Raw genomic sequence first — 17,094 nt, 5'->3', positions numbered from 1 at the left:
TTAGGTAAGCGTGCGGCCGCGCGTATCGAGCACGAGATCGATGTAGTCATTGGCGAGCCGGATAGCGGCCTTGGTATCGAAGGGTTCGCCCGACAATGCGCCGCGCAGCCACAATCCGTCGATCAATGCAGCCAGCCCGCTTGCAGCGCGACGCGCTGCTACACGTGGCAGCGCCTTCGAAAAGTCGGCGCACAAGTTGGAATAGAGACGGCGCGTGTTGATGCGTTGCAAGCGCTGCAATTGGGGCTTGTGCATGCTCTCTGACCAGAACGCGAGCCACGTCTTTGTCACCGGATTGCTGACCTGCGCCGCGTCGAAGTTCGCCGCTACCACGGCGCGCAGGCGCGCGCGCGGCTCGTCTTTCGCAAGGCGGCGTCTGCGCGATGTCGCGCTCCACAAGTCGCGCAGCACGTGGCGCATGGTGGCTTCAAGCAGGCCGTCCTTGTCGCCGAAATAGTGGCTGACGATACCCGTTGAAATACTCGCGCGTTGCGCAACCGAGGCCAGCGTAGTGCCGGGCAAGCCGGCATGGTCGATGGTGAGCAGGGTCGCATCGATCAACTGCGCCCGGCGGATTTCACGCATTCCAAGCTTGGGCATGAACGTTCCCTATATGACAGTTGCCAGATGCACGATCCGAAGCCTAAGTATTTTATATTGAACGGTCAATCAATAAAAATGCGCGATGTCGGTTTCGGCCAAACTCGTGTCGCGTTGGAGGCGCGTCTCTTGTGCACGGCAGGACTACGCTCGTGAGACGGTGCATGGCGTCGTCTGCCATGCGGATCGTCCACAAGAGAAAGGAGACAGGCAATGAGCAGCAATCGCGGCGTCGTGTATTTGGGGCAGGGCAAGGTGGAAGTGCAATCCATCGACTATCCGAAGATGGTGGATCCGAGCGGCCGGCAAATTGGCCACGGTGTAATCCTCAAGGTCGTCACCACGAATATCTGCGGCTCCGACCAGCACATGGTGCGCGGCCGCACGACCGCTCAAGTCGGTCTGGTGCTCGGACACGAAATCACAGGCGAAGTAGTTGAAGTCGGACGCGACGTGGAAACGCTGAAGATCGGCGATCTGGTTTCAGTGCCGTTCAACGTGGCCTGCGGACGCTGCCCGACCTGCAAGGCGCAAAACACTGGCGTGTGCCTGAACGTGAATCCATCGCGTGCGGGCGGTGCATACGGTTACGTCGACATGGGCGGCTGGATTGGCGGACAGGCGGAATATGTCATGGTCCCGTATGCCGATTTCAATCTGCTGAAGTTTCCCGACCGTGACCAGGCGATGTCGAAGATCCGCGACCTGACGTGCCTCTCGGACATCCTGCCAACGGGTTATCACGGAGCGGTAATGGCAGGCGTGAAGCCCGGCTCGACGGTTTATATCGCGGGCGCGGGACCGGTCGGAATGGCGGCGGCCGCATCCGCGCGTTTGCTCGGCGCTGCCTGCACGATTGTCGGTGACATGAATGAAGAGCGTCTTGCCCATGCGCGCAAAGTGGGCTTCGAGACGGTGGATTTATCGAAGGATGCAACGCTCAGTGAGCAGATCGCGGCGATTCTCGGCACGCCTGAAGTGGATTGCGCGGTCGATTGCGTCGGCTTCGAAGCGCACGGTCACGGCAGCAGCGGGCATCATGAAGAAGCGCCTGCCACGGTGCTCAACTCACTAATGGAAATCACGCGGGTAGCAGGCGCAATCGGGATCCCGGGGCTGTATGTCACGGACGATCCGGGCGCCGCCGACGCAGCCGCGAAAAAAGGCGCGCTCAGCATTCGCTTCGGTTTGGGCTGGGCCAAGTCGCATTCGTTCTTCACTGGCCAGACGCCGGTCATGAAGTACAACCAGAACCTGATGCAGGCGATCTTGTGGGATCGATTGCCGATTGCGGATATTGTGAACGTGTCGGTGGTGACGCTCGATCAGGCGCCGGATGGATATCGCCAGTTTGATGGCGGTGCGCCGCGCAAGTTCGTGATCGACCCGCACGGTTTGTTAAAGGCGGCTTAGGAATAGAGCCGCTGTTGCTTGAGCGGTCGATGGCCGTGGGACTAAGTCATCGAACGCTTAAGTGCCAGCAACAATCTACGCGGCGCTTTGCACAACCGCCAAGGATGGAACCACCGCGAGCGGCGGCAATTGCCGCCGCCGCTCGCGCGTGGGCGCAGTGCCAAAAGCATCGCGATAGCTCTTGCTGAAGTGGCATGCCGACTGGAACCCGCAAGCCATCGTGATATGCATGATCGACATATCGGTCTGAAGCAGCAATTCGCGCGCACGGCGTAGCCGCAACGTGAGGTAGTAGTGCGTAGGCGTCATGCCAAGATGCTCGCGGAACAGGCGCTGCAACTGACGCTGTGACATCCCCGCGAGCCGCGCGAGTTCTTCTCTCGACAACGGCTCTTCAATGTTGTTCTCCATCAGCGAAATCACTTCGAACAGCGACTTGTTCGCCGACCCAAGGCGTGCAACGAGCGGCATGCGCTGCTGCGCGCTCGTATCGCGGACATGCTCCACAATGAACTGTTCCGCGATCTGCGTGACCTTTGCCGAACCAACGCGCGTGGAGATCAGGTTCAGCATCATGTCGAGCGGCGCGACGCCGCCGGTACACGTCACGCGATCCCGATCGATCACGAATAGCTCTTTGAGAAAGCGTGTATCGGGAAATTCCTCTTTCAAGGCCGACATGTTTTCCCAGTGAATCGCGCACGCGTAGCCCGCGAGCAAACCAGCGCGGGCGAGCGCGTAGGTGCCGGTGCAAAGGCTGCCCAACACGCTCCCCAGACGCGCGAAGCGGCGCAGTGCAGCGAGATGCGCGGCCGTCGTTTCGCGCTGAACGTCGATACCGCCGACCACGAACACGATGTCCGGCTGTCCCACGCATTCCACGGGACCGGTATCGACGGAAAGACCGTTGCTGGCTGTTACTGGGCCGCCGTCAGGACTCACGATAGACCACGTGTAAAGCTTTTGCCCCGTCAGATAGTTCGCCATGCGCAGCACTTCAATAGCGTTGGTGAACGCGATCATGGTGAAGTTCGGCAGCGGCATGAACGCGAAATGCGCGAGCGACGCGGTGCGATCGGGGGACATGAGAGGAATGATTCCTTCGAATCTTGAGTTGCGCTGTCGTGGGGCACGACTATCTACATTTTGTAGATGTTCGCAACTAGCATGCCATCAGGCTAAACCCTATCGGCGACGAAACTCCATCGCGATACAGACGCTTGAAAGCGCACCGGGACAGGGATCGAACGCGCGGCACGCACCGCGCAAGAGCGCCCACCGTCCGTCGCAGTGCAGCATCGGGTAGCTGGATAAATGCGTCGGACGCGACTTGTGTAAAACGGACGCCCATGTCGGAAAAGGCCAAGAACACGTCTAAATTCATAAATTGGCGGATTCGGCGAAAGTCAAGAATAGACGCATCGGAAAGCGGATTTAAGCGCTGATCTGGCGTGCCGCGGCGTCATGAATCTGCTTTCAAAAAAAGACTTGTTCCCGAACCCACGGATGCTTCAATGTCAAACTCCACGACTCGCCCCGCCGCCCCGTTCTTCGATGAACCGCTTGCCTCTCGCGACGCGCCCGTGCGCAGCGCCATCCTTAAAGAGCTGGAACGCCAGCAGTCGCAGATCGAACTGATCGCGTCGGAGAATATCGTCTCGCGCGCCGTGCTCGAGGCACAAGGCTCGGTGCTGACGAACAAATACGCGGAAGGTTATCCGGGCAAGCGTTATTACGGCGGCTGTGAGTTTGTCGATGAAATCGAAACGCTCGCGATCGATCGTGTGAAGCAGATCTTCAACGCGCAATTCGCGAACGTTCAGCCGCATTCGGGCGCGCAGGCCAACGGCGCGGTGATGCTCGCGTTGACCAAACCCGGCGACACCGTGCTCGGCATGTCGCTCGATGCCGGCGGTCATCTGACGCATGGCGCGAAGCCGGCGTTGTCGGGCAAGTGGTTCAACGCGGTCCAGTACGGCGTGAACCGCGAGACCATGCTGATTGATTACGAGCAGATCGAAGAACTCGCGATGCAGCACAAGCCCACGCTGTTGATCGCCGGTTTCTCGGCTTATCCGCGTGAACTGGATTTCGCGCGGCTGCGCGCCATTGCCGATAAAGCCGGGTCAAGGTTGATGGTCGACATGGCGCACATTGCCGGCGTAATCGCGGCGGGACGTCATCAGAACCCGGTCGAGCACGCACATGTGGTGACGTCGACCACGCACAAGACCCTGCGCGGTCCGCGCGGGGGCTTTGTGCTGACGAACGACGAAGACATTGCCAAGAAGATCAATTCAGCGGTCTTTCCGGGCCTCCAGGGCGGTCCTCTCATGCATGTGATTGCGGGTAAGGCCGTGGCCTTCGGCGAGGCGCTGCAGCCTTCGTTCAAGACGTACATCGACAATGTGCTGGCGAACGCGAAGGCGCTGGGCGAAGTGCTCAAGTCGGGCGGCGTGGATCTCGTTACCGGAGGCACGGACAACCATCTGCTGCTCGTCGATCTGCGTCCGAAGGGCCTGAAAGGTAATCAGGTCGAGCAGGCACTGGAGCGCGCCGGCATCACCTGCAACAAGAACGGCATCCCTTTCGATCCGGAAAAGCCCACTATCACCTCGGGCGTGCGCCTGGGTACGCCGGCTGGCACCACGCGCGGTTTTGGCGTTGCCGAGTTCCGCGAGATTGGGCGCCTGATCGTGGAAGTGTTCGACGCGCTGCGCGACCACCCGGAAGGCCATGCCAATACCGAACAGCGCGTGCGCCGTGAAATATTCGCGTTATGCGAGCGCTTCCCTATCTATTGATTACATCCTGCCATTCTGGAGCATGAGATGAGCACATTGCACGACACCAGCATCATCATCGACGGGTTGAACATCTCGAAGTTCGAGCCTTCTGTGTTCGAGGACATGAGAAAGGGCGGCGTGACCGCGGTGAACTGCACCGTATCGGTCTGGGAGAGCTTCCAGAAGACCGTGGACAACATTGCCGAGATGCGCCAGATGATGCGCGAACACAGCGACATTCTCACGCTCGTGCGCACCACGGACGACATTCGCCGTGCCAAGAAAGAGAACAAGACCGGGATCATCTTCGGCTTTCAGAACGCGCATGCGTTCGAGGATAACCTTGGTTATATAGAAACGTTCAAGCAGCTTGGTGTGAATGTGGTGCAGCTTTGCTACAACACGCAGAACCTGGTTGGCACGGGATGTTACGAGCGCGACGGGGGTCTCTCCGGATTCGGCCGCGAGGTGATCCAGGAAATGAATCGCGTGGGAATCATGGTCGATCTTTCGCATGTCGGCGGGAAGACGTCTTCGGAAGCGATCGCGGCTTCCACCAGGCCGGTTTGCTATTCGCATTGCTGCCCTTCGGGCCTGAAAGAACATCCGCGCAACAAGACGGATGAACAACTGAGGGAAATCGTCGATGCGGGTGGTTTTGTCGGAGTGACCATGTTCGCGCCGTTCCTCAAGCGCGGTCCCGATGCGACTGTAGAGGATTATCTGGAAGCCATTGAATATGTGGTCGATCTGATCGGCGAAGACAACGTCGGCATTGGTACTGATTTCACTCAAGGTTACAGCACGGAATTCTTCGACTGGATTACGCACGACAAAGGTCGTTATAGGCAATTGACGAATTTCGGCAAGGTTGTGAACCCGGAAGGAATCCGAACCATTGGTGAATTTCCCAACCTGACTGCCGCAATGGAGCGTGCCGGCTGGAGCGAGTCGCGCATCAAGAAAGTCATGGGCGAGAACTGGGTGCGCGTGTTCGACAGCGTCTGGAACGTCTAGGACCGCGTCGCCAAGCCCGAATCACCTTCCCCAAGGAAAGCAAACAATGCAACCGCAACTGCCTATAGACGTCGATCCGGAAACCGGCGTCTGGACAACCGACTCGCTGCCCATGCTGTACGTGCCGCGTCATTTCTTCACGAACAATCACCTGGCGGTTGAAGAAGCGCTGGGGCGCGAAGTATATGCAAAGAGCTTGTATACAGCGGGCCATAAGTCGGCATATCACTGGTGCGACAAGGAAGCCAAACAGCACGGCATCAGCGGCATGGCGGTATTCGAACATTATCTGAAGCGCTTGTCGCAGCGGGGCTGGGGGCTCTTTTCGATCGTCAGGAGCGATCCGGCGGCAGCGACTGCGACCGTGCATTTGCATAACTCGTCGTTCGTGCTTGCTCAGCCGGGCAAGGAGGGCAAGCTTTGCTACATGTTCGCCGGCTGGTTCGCGGGTGCAATGGACTGGGTCAACGATACCGCGCCGCAAGGCACGAAGAAAGGACCGAAGTCCTTCTCGGTGGAGATGCAATGCGCGGCGGAAGGTCATCCGCATTGCGTGTTCGAAGTGACGCCGCTGCAAGCATGAACGCGTAACAAGCATGAGTAACAGGCCGCACAGTAAATAGATAAATCCGAGGTCTACCGCGATGCGTTACCCCAACCTTTTCAAGCCTCTTACGCTGAATAAGCTAACCCTGCGCAACCGTATTGTCAGCACGGCGCACGCGGAGGTCTACGCGGAACCGGGCGGTTTGCCGGGCGACAGATATATCCGCTATTACGAGGAAAAGGCGAAGGGCGGTGTGGGACTGGCCGTGTGCGGCGGTTCGAGCCCGGTCTCGGTGGATAGTCCGCAAGGCTGGTGGAAGTCGGTGAATCTGTCGACTGACCAGATCATCGATCCGCTCGCGCGTCTTGCGGAGGCCATGCACAAGCACGGCGCGAAGATCATGATCCAGGCGACCCACATGGGCCGTCGCACTGCATATCATGGCGAGCACTGGCCGCATCTGATGTCGCCTTCGGGCGTGCGTGAGCCGGTGCATCGCGGTAATGCAAAGATCATTGAAGTCGAGGAAATCAGGCGCATCATTTCCGACTTCGCGGCGGCCGCAAAACGCGTCAAGGACGCGGGCATGGACGGCGTCGAAATCTCGGCCGCGCATCAACATCTGATTGACCAGTTCTGGAGTCCGCGCACGAATTTTCGTACCGATGAATGGGGCGGTTCGCTCGAAAACCGTCTTCGCTTCGGTAACGAAGTACTCAAGGCGGTGCGTGAAGCGGTGGGTCCGGATTTCTGCGTCGGCCTGCGCATGTGCGGAGATGAATTTCACGAGGACGGGCTCGACCATACGCAACTGAAGGAAATCGCGCAGTCGATGTCGGAGTCGGGTCTTATCGATTACATTGGCGTGATTGGTTCGGGTGCGGACACGCACAACACGCTTGCGAACTGCATGCCGCCGATGGCTTTGCCCCCCGAGCCGTTCGTGCATCTTGCCGCGGGTATCAAGTCCGTCGTGAAGCTGCCGGTGATGCACGCGCAAAGTATTCGCGATGCAGGACAGGCCGAGCGTCTGCTCGAATCCGGCATGATCGATCTGGTTGGCATGACGCGTGCGCAGATCGCCGACCCGCATATGGTCATCAAGATTCGCGACGGCCGCGAAGACGAAATCAAGCAATGCGTGGGCGCGAATTATTGCATCGACCGGCAGTACAACGGTCTCGATGTGCTGTGCGTGCAGAACGCGGCAACCTCGCGCGAGGCGACCATGCCGCACGTGATCGAGAAGTCGCGCGGACCGAAGCGCAAGGTCGTTGTTGTGGGTGCGGGTCCTGCCGGACTGGAAGCGGCGCGCGTGGCGAGGTCGCGCGGTCATGACGTGGTGCTGTTCGAAAAGAACGACTACGTTGGCGGCCAGATCATGCTTGCGGCCAGGGCGCCGCAGCGCGAGCAGATGGCCGGCATTGTGCGCTGGTTCGATATGGAAACGAAGCGCCTTGGCGTGGATCGCCGACTTGGTGTGGCCGCCGACGGCACGATGATCATGGCGGAGAAGCCGGACATCATCGTCCTCGCAACCGGCGGTTCGTCGTTCACGCAGCAGGTTCCCGCGTGGGGTGTCGAGCAAGGGCTCGCCGTCAGTTCGTGGGACATTCTCTCGGGCAAGGTCGAGCCAGGCAAGAACGTGCTGGTGTATGACGGCGTGAGCATGCACGCGGGCGCGGGCGTGGCGGATTTCATCGCGAGCCGTGGCGCGAATGTCGAGATCGTGACGCCGGATGTGAAGGTCTCCGATGACGTGGGCGGCACGACGTTCCCGATTTTTTATCGACGTCTGTATGCGCAAGGCGTGATCTCCACGCCGAATTACTGGCTCGATAAAGTCTACGAGGAAGACGGCAAGAAGATCGCCGTGATCCGCAACGAATATACCGAGGAGCAGGAGGAGCGGGCGGTCGATCAGGTCGTGATCGAAAACGGCATCACGCCGAATGACGACCTTTACTGGAAGCTCAAACCCGAGTCGCTCAATCGCGGACAAGTCGATGTACATAAACTTTTCGCGTCAGAGCCGCAACCATCGTTGAGCGAAGAACTGGGCAACGGCCGATTCCTGCTGTTCCGCGTTGGCGACTGCATCTCCATGCACAACATCCACGGCGCGATCTATGACGCGCTGCGCCTCGTCAAGGACTTCTGATAATGAGCCCGGTGTTTGTCATTACCGCGTTGTTGTGGTTGTCGGTGGCGGGTCTGGCATTCGCATTGTTCAAGCGCGCGGCATACTGGCGAGAAGGCCGTGCGACGGCTGCGGGTGCATACGGCTGGGGCAATCTGCTGTCCATTCCCAAGCGTTATTTTGTCGACCTGCATCACGTGGTCGCGCGTGATCCGTATATTGCGAAGACGCATGTGGCAACCGCGGGTGGCGCTATTGCTGCAATGGGGCTCGTGTTCATCAATTACGGCCTGGCGATTTATTCGCCATGGATCGACAAGCTGATTTTCCTGGCCGCGTTGATCATGCTTGTGGGCGCGGTGTTCGTGTGGCGCCGTCGGCATGGCGCCAAGGCGGTGCCGGCGCGCTTGTCGCGTGGTCCGTGGGATAGCCTGCCGTTGCTGCTTGGATCGTTTGCGCTAGGACTCGTGTTGTTCATCATGTTGCCGGCGCCGGCCATGTCGGGTGCGTTGGCGATTATCGTAGCGTTGCTGATTGCAGCAGGCGCTTTCACGATGACTTTCGGCGCTGCACGCGGCGGTCCGATGAAACACGCGCTCGCGGGCCTGCTGCATCTTGCGTTTCATCCGCGTCAGGAACGCTTCACTGGCCGCAGCCATGAGCATGACGTGGTGCCGCCGACCGCACTCAAGATGCCCCTTCTGGATGCAAAGGAATACGGCGTTGCGAAGCCCGTGGAGTTCCGCTGGAATCAATTGCTGAGTTTCGATGCCTGCGTGCAATGCGGCAAGTGCGAAGCGGCATGTCCCGCGTTCGCGGCAGGCCAGCCGCTGAACCCGAAGAAGCTGATACAGGACCTGGTGACCGGCATGGTCGGCGGCACGGATGCCGCCTACGCGGGTAGTCCGACGCCGGGCATTGCTCTTGGAAAGCATTCGGGCGCGCCATCGAAGCCGCTCATCTCCACCATGATCGAGGCAGATACGATCTGGTCCTGCACTACCTGCCGTGCATGCGTTCAGGAATGTCCGATGTTGATCGAGCATGTAGACGCTATCGTCGACATGCGCCGCAACCAGACGCTGGTGGAAGGGCTCGTACCGGGCAAGGGTCCGGAGACCCTCGCCAACCTACGTGAAACAGGCAGCGCAAATGGCTTCGATATTGGCGCGCGTTACGACTGGGCGGTCGATCTGCAAGTTCAGGTCGCACAACCCGGCCGCCCCGTGGACATATTGTTGATAGCCGGCGAAGGCGCCTTCGACATGCGCTATCAACGCTCGTTGCGCGCTCTCGTGAAAGTGCTGAACCGCGCCGGCGTGGATTATGCGGTGCTCGGGGGCGTGGAAACGGACACGGGCGACACGGCCCGTCGTCTTGGCGACGAAGCCACGTTCCAGCAACTTGCCACGCAACTGATCGAAACGCTCTCGCAGTATTCCTTCAAGAAGATCGTTACCGCAGATCCGCACGTCATGCACAGCTTGCGTAATGAATATCGCGCGCTTGGCGGCTTGTACGAAGTGCAGCATCACACCGCGCTGATCGCGGAACTCGTGGCAAGCGGCAAGCTGAAGCCGCTGGCGCAGAGTACGCTCGCCGAAGGCAAGACCGTTACATATCATGACCCGTGCTATCTCGGGCGATACAACGGCGAAACCGAAGCGCCGCGCACGTTGCTGAGAACCATTGGTATCAAGGTGGTGGAGATGGAACGCAACGGCATGCGCGGACGATGCTGCGGCGGCGGTGGCGGCGCGCCACTCACGGACATTCCCGGCAAGCAGCGCATTCCCGATATCCGCATCAATGACGCGCGTGCGATCAATGCCGAGATCGTCGCGGTCGGATGTCCGAACTGCACGGCGATGCTGGAAGGTGTCGTCGGCGCGCGTCCTGACGTGCTCGACGTGGCCGAACTCGTTGCAGCGGCGTTGGAGTAAGCAATGCACACAATCAAACGAATTGATCCGCACCGGCCGTTTTCTGTCACGGCGCAAGGGCTTCGGCGCATTACGCTAGGTGCTGTGGGCGCGGCTGGCGACACCGGCTTCGTGGCGCTTGCCGGGCATCGGGAACAGGCAAAGCCGCGCCGCACCACGTCCATGGTGCTTCGTTCGCTGCTGGTTGCAGCGCACAGCGATCGCGGCTCGCTCGACGATCACGCACGCCAGACACTTGCCGCCGCCGCGTTGCTCGCGCAAGCTGACACACAAGTCGTGCTTCTGGTATTCGGCGAATTGAAGGATGACGCGGCCTCGCTTGGTGCGGACAAGGTGATCGAGTTGTCCGCATTCGATCGACGCGCCTTCGCACCCGACGCCGCGCTCAACGCGCTTGCTGCGTGCGTGGCGGCCTATTCGCCGGCACACGTTTTCCTGCCAGACAACGCAACCGGCGACGGCGATCTAGGCCGTAGATATGCGGCGCAGGCCAAGGCGTCGATCGCGACGCAAGTGGTCGAGATCGACTCCACGCACGTATCGGTTTATACGCAAGCGCGTAAGGCCTTCGCGGTGCGCGCATTGCCTGATGTGATCCTTCTTGCACAAAACGCAGTGGATGCACGTTTGCCTTTTGTCGGCGCGGGCGAGCAAGTGGAGGCGGCGCAATTTGGCGCTGCGGGCGTGCAAACAACAAGCCTCTACACAGACCTCGGCATTGAAGAAATCGACGCCGCTCAGGTCGCGCTGGAAGAAGCGGATTTTATCGTGTCCGCAGGCAATGGCGTGACGGACATCCCTGCGTTCGAGCGCCTTGCGAGCACGGTTGGTGCGGCGATTGGCGCGAGCCGCGTGGCGGTGGACGACGGCAAATTCCCGCGTGACAAGCAAATCGGCGCGACAGGCAAGACCGTCGATGCAAGCATTTACATCGCGTTCGGGATTTCGGGCGCGGTGCAGCATTTGCAGGGCATCAAGGATTGCCGCCATGTGATCGCGGTCAATCTGGACGCAAGCGCGCCGATTGCTAAACGGGCGAACCTCACGATCATTGGCGACGCGGCCGAGACCATTGCAGCGCTGACCGATGCCGCCGCGTCGGCACGCAACGCACGCGCGAATCCCAATACGACGGCGGCGCACAGTGGCATCGCGCCGAAACCGGCAAAGCTGGAAGGAGCGCTTGCATGAACCCGAACGCATCGTCCGTGAAAGGTGTGGCGAGGATCGCGGTGCTCGTGTCGGTTGGCCGTCATCCGGTCAGCGGGACGCAACGCTACAGCCGGAATGACGCGGCTGCATTGACGCTTGCAATTGCGCTTGCCACGAAGCATCGAGCGGCGCTTGACGTGATCCACGCGGGGGATCCCACGAACACCGCGTTGCGTGAATATCTCGCGCTTGGCGCGGTGAAAGTCGAAGTGCTTTCAGTCGCCGACGGCGACGAGATTGCTGCCGCGCTGAGCGTTCGATTGAAAGGCTACGACCTTGTCCTGACCGGTACGCGCGCCGAAGGCACGCAAGACAGCGGCATGCTGCCGTATCAACTCGCCGACGCTTTAGGTGTGCCATTGCTTGCATCGGCAGTGGACATCGAAGTAGAAGCTGACCATGTGACGGTCAGGCAATTCCTGCCGAAAGGTTTGCGCCGCCGCATCAAGGCGCCGCTGCCGGCGCTCGTCGCCGTGCATCCCATGGCCAACGCCACGCCGCGCTATGCGTACGCCAGGCTGCGCGAAGGCGCGATTGAAAAAGTGCTCGTGAGCGCGGCGAACGCGCCGGATGCCACCGCGTGGTCCGTCAAACCCGCGAGCGCGAAACCCGTGCGGCTGGCCGCCGCCGAGAAGCGCTCGGGCCACGCGCGCATGTTGTCCGCAACGACCACCGAAAGCCGTGGCGGAAGCGTCGTAATTGAAGGGACTTCCGTCGAAAAAGCACAAGTGATCCTGGCGTATTTGCGCGAGCATCAACTCGTAGATTACTGATTCGCGATATGAAATTTCCCGCGCGTTCAAGGTCGCCCGGGGCACCAAAACACGGAGTACACGATGAAAGTTTCCGCTGACGTTCGCGCAATGATCGAACGCCGCAAGAAGGGCCACACGCTCGAAGCGCCGTTCTACGCGAGCGAGGAAATCCATGCGCTCGACATGGACGCGATCTTCCGCAAGCACTGGATTCAGGTGGCGGTCGAGCCGGACGTGCCGGAAGCGGGCGACTACATGACGGTGGAACTCGGCGACGATTCCATCCTGATCGTGCGCGACGACGACATGCAGATCCGCGCGTTTCATAACGTCTGCCGGCATCGCGGCGCGCGTTTGTGCAACTCGGAAAAGGGCTCGCTTGGCAATATTGTGTGCCCGTATCACAGTTGGACGTATAACCTCAACGGCGACCTGATGTTCGCCGAGCATATGGGCGAACAGTTCGACAAGTGCAAGCACAGTCTGAAGAAGGTCCATCTCGAGAATCTTGCGGGACTCATTTTCATATGCCTCGCTGAAACACCGCCCGCCGATTTTGCCGTGCTGCGTGCTTCAATGGAACCGTATTTGCTGCCGCATCGTCTGGCTGATTGCAAGGTCGCGGCGTCCATCGACATCATTGAAAAGGGCAACTGGAAGCTCACGATGGAGAACAACCGCGAGTGCTATCACTGCGTCGCGAACCATCCTGAACTGACTATTTCGCTCTATGAATATGGCTTCGGCTATCAACGCTCCGCCGACAACGAAGAAGCCATGGCCGCGTTCGACAAGACCGTTGCCGAGCGCACGGCGCAATGGGAAGCAATGAACCTGCCGTCGAAGGAAATCGACAGGCTGGCTGACCTTGTCACCGGCTTTCGCACGCAAAGGTTGCCGCTCGATCGCAGCGGCGAATCACAGACCATGGACGCGAAGGTTGCATCGACCAAACTGCTGGGCGGTTTCGAGCAAGCCGATCTCGGTGGCCTGTCGTTCTGGACGCAGCCGAACTCATGGCATCACTTCATGAGCGACCACATTGTAAGTTTCTCGGTGATTCCGCTGTCCGCCGGCGAGACGCTGGTGCGCACGAAGTGGCTGGTGAACAAGGATGCGCGCGAAGGCATTGACTACAACGTCGATAACCTCACGGCCGTCTGGCGCGCGACCAACGATCAGGATCGCGCGCTGGTCGAATACTCGCAACTGGGCGTGACGAGCAGCGCGTACGAGCCGGGTCCGTATTCACCGTTCACCGAAGGGCTCGTGGAGAAGTTTTGCGAGTGGTACATCGGGCGGCTCGACGACTATGCGAACACGCCGGACGAGGCAGCCGTGCGGTCTTCGCATGGCGAAAAAGTCGTATCGTTCAAACGCTGATCACAACGCGTACTCAAAGCCAAAAAGCGGAGAAACAGATGATGCGCGACCAGGCGACGTTCGAGCCCGCTCCGAACCGCGTCACCCAGCCCGAGTTTTGGGGCAAGCTTCCCGCACGCTGGGACAGCGATACGGACGACACGCTCGTATGTTGTCACGTGCGCCAGGAAACGCATGACGTGAAGAGTTTTTTCTTTCGCGCGCTCAATGAACGCACGTTTGTTTTCGAGCCCGGCCAGTTCATCACGCTTGAACTGGAGATAGAGGGCGAATCGATCAATCGCTGCTACACCATTTCGTCGCCGCCTACGCGGCCGCACACTATTTCGATCACGGTCAAGCGCGTGCCGGGCGGCCAGGTGTCGAACTGGCTACACGACAATCTGCAGGCAGGCGGCAAGGTGCGCGTGCTCGGGCCTGCGGGCGAGTTCACTTGCGCGCGGCATCCGGCGCGAAAGTTTCTGTTTTTATCGGCGGGATCGGGGATTACGCCCTTGATGTCCATGAGCCGCGCACATCATGAACTGGGCGAAGATCGCGACATTGTGTTCGTGCATAGCGCGCGTACGCCCGACGACATCATCTTCGCGCGGGAACTCGACCTGATCGCCGCAAATCAAGCGAACTTCCGGACCGCATTTGTGTGCGAACGGGTCGGCGCGAGAACGAACTGGCCGGGCGTGACGGGGTTTCTGACGTTGCCCTTGCTCAAGCTTATCGCGCCGGATTTCCAGGAGCGCGAGATTTTCACATGCGGTCCCGCGCCGTATATGAAAGCAGTACGCGATCTTCTTGCGGAAGGCGGTTTCGACGCCACGCATTATCACGAGGAAAGCTTTTCCTTCGAAACGATTGCGGAAGTCGCGGCTGAACTCACGACGGCGCATGTCGCCGATGCGCTGCTATCTTCGGAGACGTTCGCGGAGGACCGGGAAACCGCTATTGGCTTTGCACCCGCACCCATACCTGTTGCCGCGCCCGTGGAAACCACATTCAAGGTGAGCTTTGCGAAAAGCAACCGCGAAATCGAATGCGGCAGCGGGCAGCATGTTCTGGACGCGGCAAAGAAATCCGGCGTGCGTCTTCCGGCGTCCTGCACGCAAGGCATGTGCGGCACGTGCAAGGTCAAGCTCTTATCCGGCGAAGTGCAGATGAAGCATAACGGCGGCATTCGTCAGCGGGAAATCGACCAGGGCATGGTCCTTCTGTGCTGCAGCAAGCCGCTGACCGATCTGGTTGTAGACAAGTAAGGGTATTCATCAGGACCGGCGGCGCACCCGGATAAAACGAGGTCGCATCCGGACAACTGGGTGTCGAAAAAAAACCAGTCAGCGCATTTCTGGCCGGTGATTCTAAAGGCTCAATGGTTTGGACCGCGAAGGGGAGAAGACAATGAAACTGATCAAGAAACTGCTTGTTCTCAGCACGATGAGCGCAGCGTTGGCCGCAGCCAGCGTAACGGCAATCGCCGCCGATGCGAAACCGACCATCAAGATCGGCTACGTGGAAGGCTGGGATGACAGCGTGGCGACGTCGAATGTGGCGGCGCAGATCATCGAGAAGAAGCTGGGGTATCCCGTGCAACTCGTGCCCGTGGCAGCGGGCGTGATGTGGCAAGGCGTGGCGCGCGGCGACCTCGATGCAACCTTGTCGGCGTGGTTGCCGGTCACGCACGGCGCGTACTGGGATAACTTCAAGTCGAAGGTCGTTGACCTTGGCGCGAATTTTCCGGACGCGAAGATCGGCTTGATCGTGCCGGAAGATGCACCCGTGACGAGCCTCACTGATCTGGAAGCCAAGAAGGCGGATTTCGGCGGCCGGATTGTGGGTATCGATGCAGGCGCTGGCGTGATGTCCAAGACGAGCGAGGCAATCAAGGCCTATAACCTCGACTACACGCTGATGCCGAGTTCGGGCAGCGCGATGACGGCGGAATTGGCACGTGCCGAGAATGCGAAGAAGCCGATCATTGTGACGGGCTGGAAGCCGCACTGGATGTTCGCGAAGTACAAGCTGAAATTCCTGGACGATCCGAAGAAGGTATTCGGCGAAGCCGAGCATGTGGACAGCGTGGTGAATCCGGGGCTTGAGACGAAGGCGCCGACCGTGGTCGCATTCCTGAAGAAGTTTCAGTGGAAACCGGGCGAAATCGACAGCGTCATGCTGGCAACGACGAATGGTGCAAAGCCTGCCGCCGCCGCCGATGCATGGATCAATGCACATGGAGACCGTGTAACGACCTGGACGAAATAAGCCCTGATCCATGAAGCCTTCGCTGTAACGAAAAACGCCGCTTGATCAAGCGGCGTTTCTTATTGGTCTTAGGCGGCGTTATTGCAGTACTACGGTGCGGTCACCATTAATAAACACACGCCGTTCGATGAACGCCTTCACCGCCCGCGCGAGCGTGATGCATTCCACATCGCGTCCGGTCGCAAGCAGGCGCTCCGGCTTGTACGAATGGTCCACGCGCTCGACCACCTGCTCGATGATCGGTCCTTCGTCCAGGTCATCGGTGACGAAATGCGCGGTCGCGCCAATCAGCTTTACGCCGCGCGTGTGCGCCTGGTGATAAGGCTTGGCGCCTTTGAATCCCGGCAGGAACGAGTGATGGATATTGATCGCTCGCGCGGCCAGCTTGCGGCTTGTTTCGCCGGACAGGATTTGCATATAGCGCGCGAGAATCAGCAATTCCGCACCGGAGGTCTCGAACAAATCGAGCAGGCGCGCTTCCTGTTGCGGTTTGGTATCGGCGGTGACGGGGAGATGATGAAAGGGCAAACCGTGTTGAACGGCAAGCGGTTCCAGGTCCCGATGATTCGACCCAATGCCCACGATATCCATTTTCAGTTCGCCCATGCGCCAGCGGAATAAAAGGTCCGCGAGGCAGTGTTCCAGCTTCGACACCATGATCAGCACCTTGGGCCGCGCATCCACGTTATGGATGGCCCACGTCATGGCGAAGCGCTCGGCTATGAGCGCGAATTCCTGCTGTAACGCGGCGATCTGCAGTGTCTCGTCGCGATCCACGCCGTGAAAGACGCAGCGTACGAAAAAGCGCTGGCTCAGGTCGTCGTCGAAGACGGTGAGTTCATCGACATAACATTGATGGCGATCGAGAAAGCCGACCACGGCCGCAACCTGGCCTGCCGCGCTGGGACAGGCAACTGTCAGCACGAGTCGATGATGAGAAAGGATGTTGCTTGCGATATCGCCGGCCATGCGGTTCTCCACTATGCAAAGGGCAGCGCCGCAAAGACGGCGCGTGCATGGCGCAGTAGAGCAAATTGCATGGGGC

14 protein-coding genes are annotated in these 17,094 nt (G+C 59.7%); 11 read left to right on the top strand and 3 right to left on the bottom strand.

Features of this window, described 5'->3' with window-relative positions:
• Positions 1 to 600, bottom strand: a complete 600-nt coding sequence (gene betI / locus AWB64_RS06555; RefSeq protein ID WP_060817838.1) for a transcriptional regulator BetI — start codon at positions 598 to 600, stop codon at positions 1 to 3.
• 213 nt (positions 601 to 813) lie between these two features.
• On the opposite strand from betI, the gene fdhA reads away from it, so the two are divergent.
• Entirely contained in the window at positions 814 to 2,013 is a 1,200-nt protein-coding gene (gene fdhA, locus AWB64_RS06550; RefSeq protein WP_060817837.1) for a formaldehyde dehydrogenase, glutathione-independent, read from the top strand.
• Between the two features lie 75 nt (positions 2,014 to 2,088).
• Here the strand turns inward: fdhA and AWB64_RS06545 are convergent, their stop codons facing one another.
• Positions 2,089 to 3,099 carry a GlxA family transcriptional regulator gene (locus tag AWB64_RS06545; RefSeq protein WP_060817836.1) on the bottom strand — a complete coding sequence of 337 codons (1,011 nt, stop codon included), beginning with the start codon at positions 3,097 to 3,099 and terminating at the stop codon, positions 2,089 to 2,091.
• A gap of 428 nt (positions 3,100 to 3,527) precedes the next feature.
• Between AWB64_RS06545 and AWB64_RS06540 the strand changes: the two genes are divergently transcribed.
• From AWB64_RS06540 to AWB64_RS06495, 10 genes are all read left to right on the top strand, one after another.
• Positions 3,528 to 4,817, top strand: a complete 1,290-nt coding sequence (locus tag AWB64_RS06540; RefSeq protein ID WP_060817835.1) for a serine hydroxymethyltransferase — start codon at positions 3,528 to 3,530, stop codon at positions 4,815 to 4,817.
• A 27-nt stretch (positions 4,818 to 4,844) separates the two neighbouring features.
• The gene (locus tag AWB64_RS06535; RefSeq protein WP_060817834.1) at positions 4,845 to 5,816 is read left to right on the top strand and encodes a dipeptidase; all 972 of its coding nucleotides are present in this window, start codon (positions 4,845 to 4,847) and stop codon (positions 5,814 to 5,816) included.
• A 46-nt stretch (positions 5,817 to 5,862) separates the two neighbouring features.
• On the top strand, positions 5,863 to 6,399 hold the full coding sequence (locus AWB64_RS06530) for a DUF5943 domain-containing protein (protein ID WP_060817833.1): 537 nt from the start codon (positions 5,863 to 5,865) through the stop codon (positions 6,397 to 6,399).
• Between the two features lie 61 nt (positions 6,400 to 6,460).
• The gene (locus AWB64_RS06525) at positions 6,461 to 8,524 is read left to right on the top strand and encodes an NADH:flavin oxidoreductase (protein ID WP_060817832.1); all 2,064 of its coding nucleotides are present in this window, start codon (positions 6,461 to 6,463) and stop codon (positions 8,522 to 8,524) included.
• 2 nt (positions 8,525 to 8,526) lie between these two features.
• Complete coding sequence (locus AWB64_RS06520) at positions 8,527 to 10,446, top strand: (Fe-S)-binding protein (protein ID WP_060817831.1); 1,920 nt, start codon at positions 8,527 to 8,529, stop codon at positions 10,444 to 10,446.
• Between the two features lie 3 nt (positions 10,447 to 10,449).
• Positions 10,450 to 11,637 carry an electron transfer flavoprotein subunit alpha/FixB family protein gene (locus AWB64_RS06515; protein ID WP_060817830.1) on the top strand — a complete coding sequence of 396 codons (1,188 nt, stop codon included), beginning with the start codon at positions 10,450 to 10,452 and terminating at the stop codon, positions 11,635 to 11,637.
• Complete coding sequence (locus tag AWB64_RS06510; protein WP_060817829.1) at positions 11,634 to 12,431, top strand: drug:proton antiporter; 798 nt, start codon at positions 11,634 to 11,636, stop codon at positions 12,429 to 12,431. Before AWB64_RS06515 ends, AWB64_RS06510 begins: the two co-directional genes overlap by 4 nt.
• 63 nt (positions 12,432 to 12,494) lie before the next feature.
• Positions 12,495 to 13,796, top strand: coding sequence for an aromatic ring-hydroxylating oxygenase subunit alpha (locus AWB64_RS06505; protein WP_060817828.1), 1,302 nt, complete (start codon positions 12,495 to 12,497; stop codon positions 13,794 to 13,796).
• A gap of 41 nt (positions 13,797 to 13,837) precedes the next feature.
• On the top strand, positions 13,838 to 15,046 hold the full coding sequence (locus AWB64_RS06500; protein ID WP_075643260.1) for an FAD-binding oxidoreductase: 1,209 nt from the start codon (positions 13,838 to 13,840) through the stop codon (positions 15,044 to 15,046).
• A 142-nt stretch (positions 15,047 to 15,188) separates the two neighbouring features.
• Positions 15,189 to 16,049: a glycine betaine ABC transporter substrate-binding protein gene (locus AWB64_RS06495; RefSeq protein WP_060817826.1), complete on the top strand. Its 861-nt coding sequence runs from the start codon at positions 15,189 to 15,191 to the stop codon at positions 16,047 to 16,049.
• Between the two features lie 78 nt (positions 16,050 to 16,127).
• Here the strand turns inward: AWB64_RS06495 and purU are convergent, their stop codons facing one another.
• Positions 16,128 to 17,018 (bottom strand): formyltetrahydrofolate deformylase, encoded by an 891-nt coding sequence (gene purU / locus AWB64_RS06490; RefSeq protein ID WP_060817825.1) that lies wholly within the window; start codon positions 17,016 to 17,018, stop codon positions 16,128 to 16,130.
• Between the last annotated feature and the right edge of the window lie 76 nt (positions 17,019 to 17,094).

Source organism: Caballeronia sordidicola, from assembly GCF_001544455.2.
In the GTDB taxonomy this organism is placed as follows: Bacteria; Pseudomonadota; Gammaproteobacteria; order Burkholderiales; family Burkholderiaceae; genus Caballeronia; species Caballeronia sordidicola.
The sequence above is the reverse complement of the archived record's forward strand: the minus strand, read 5'-3'. Positions and strand labels throughout refer to the sequence as shown.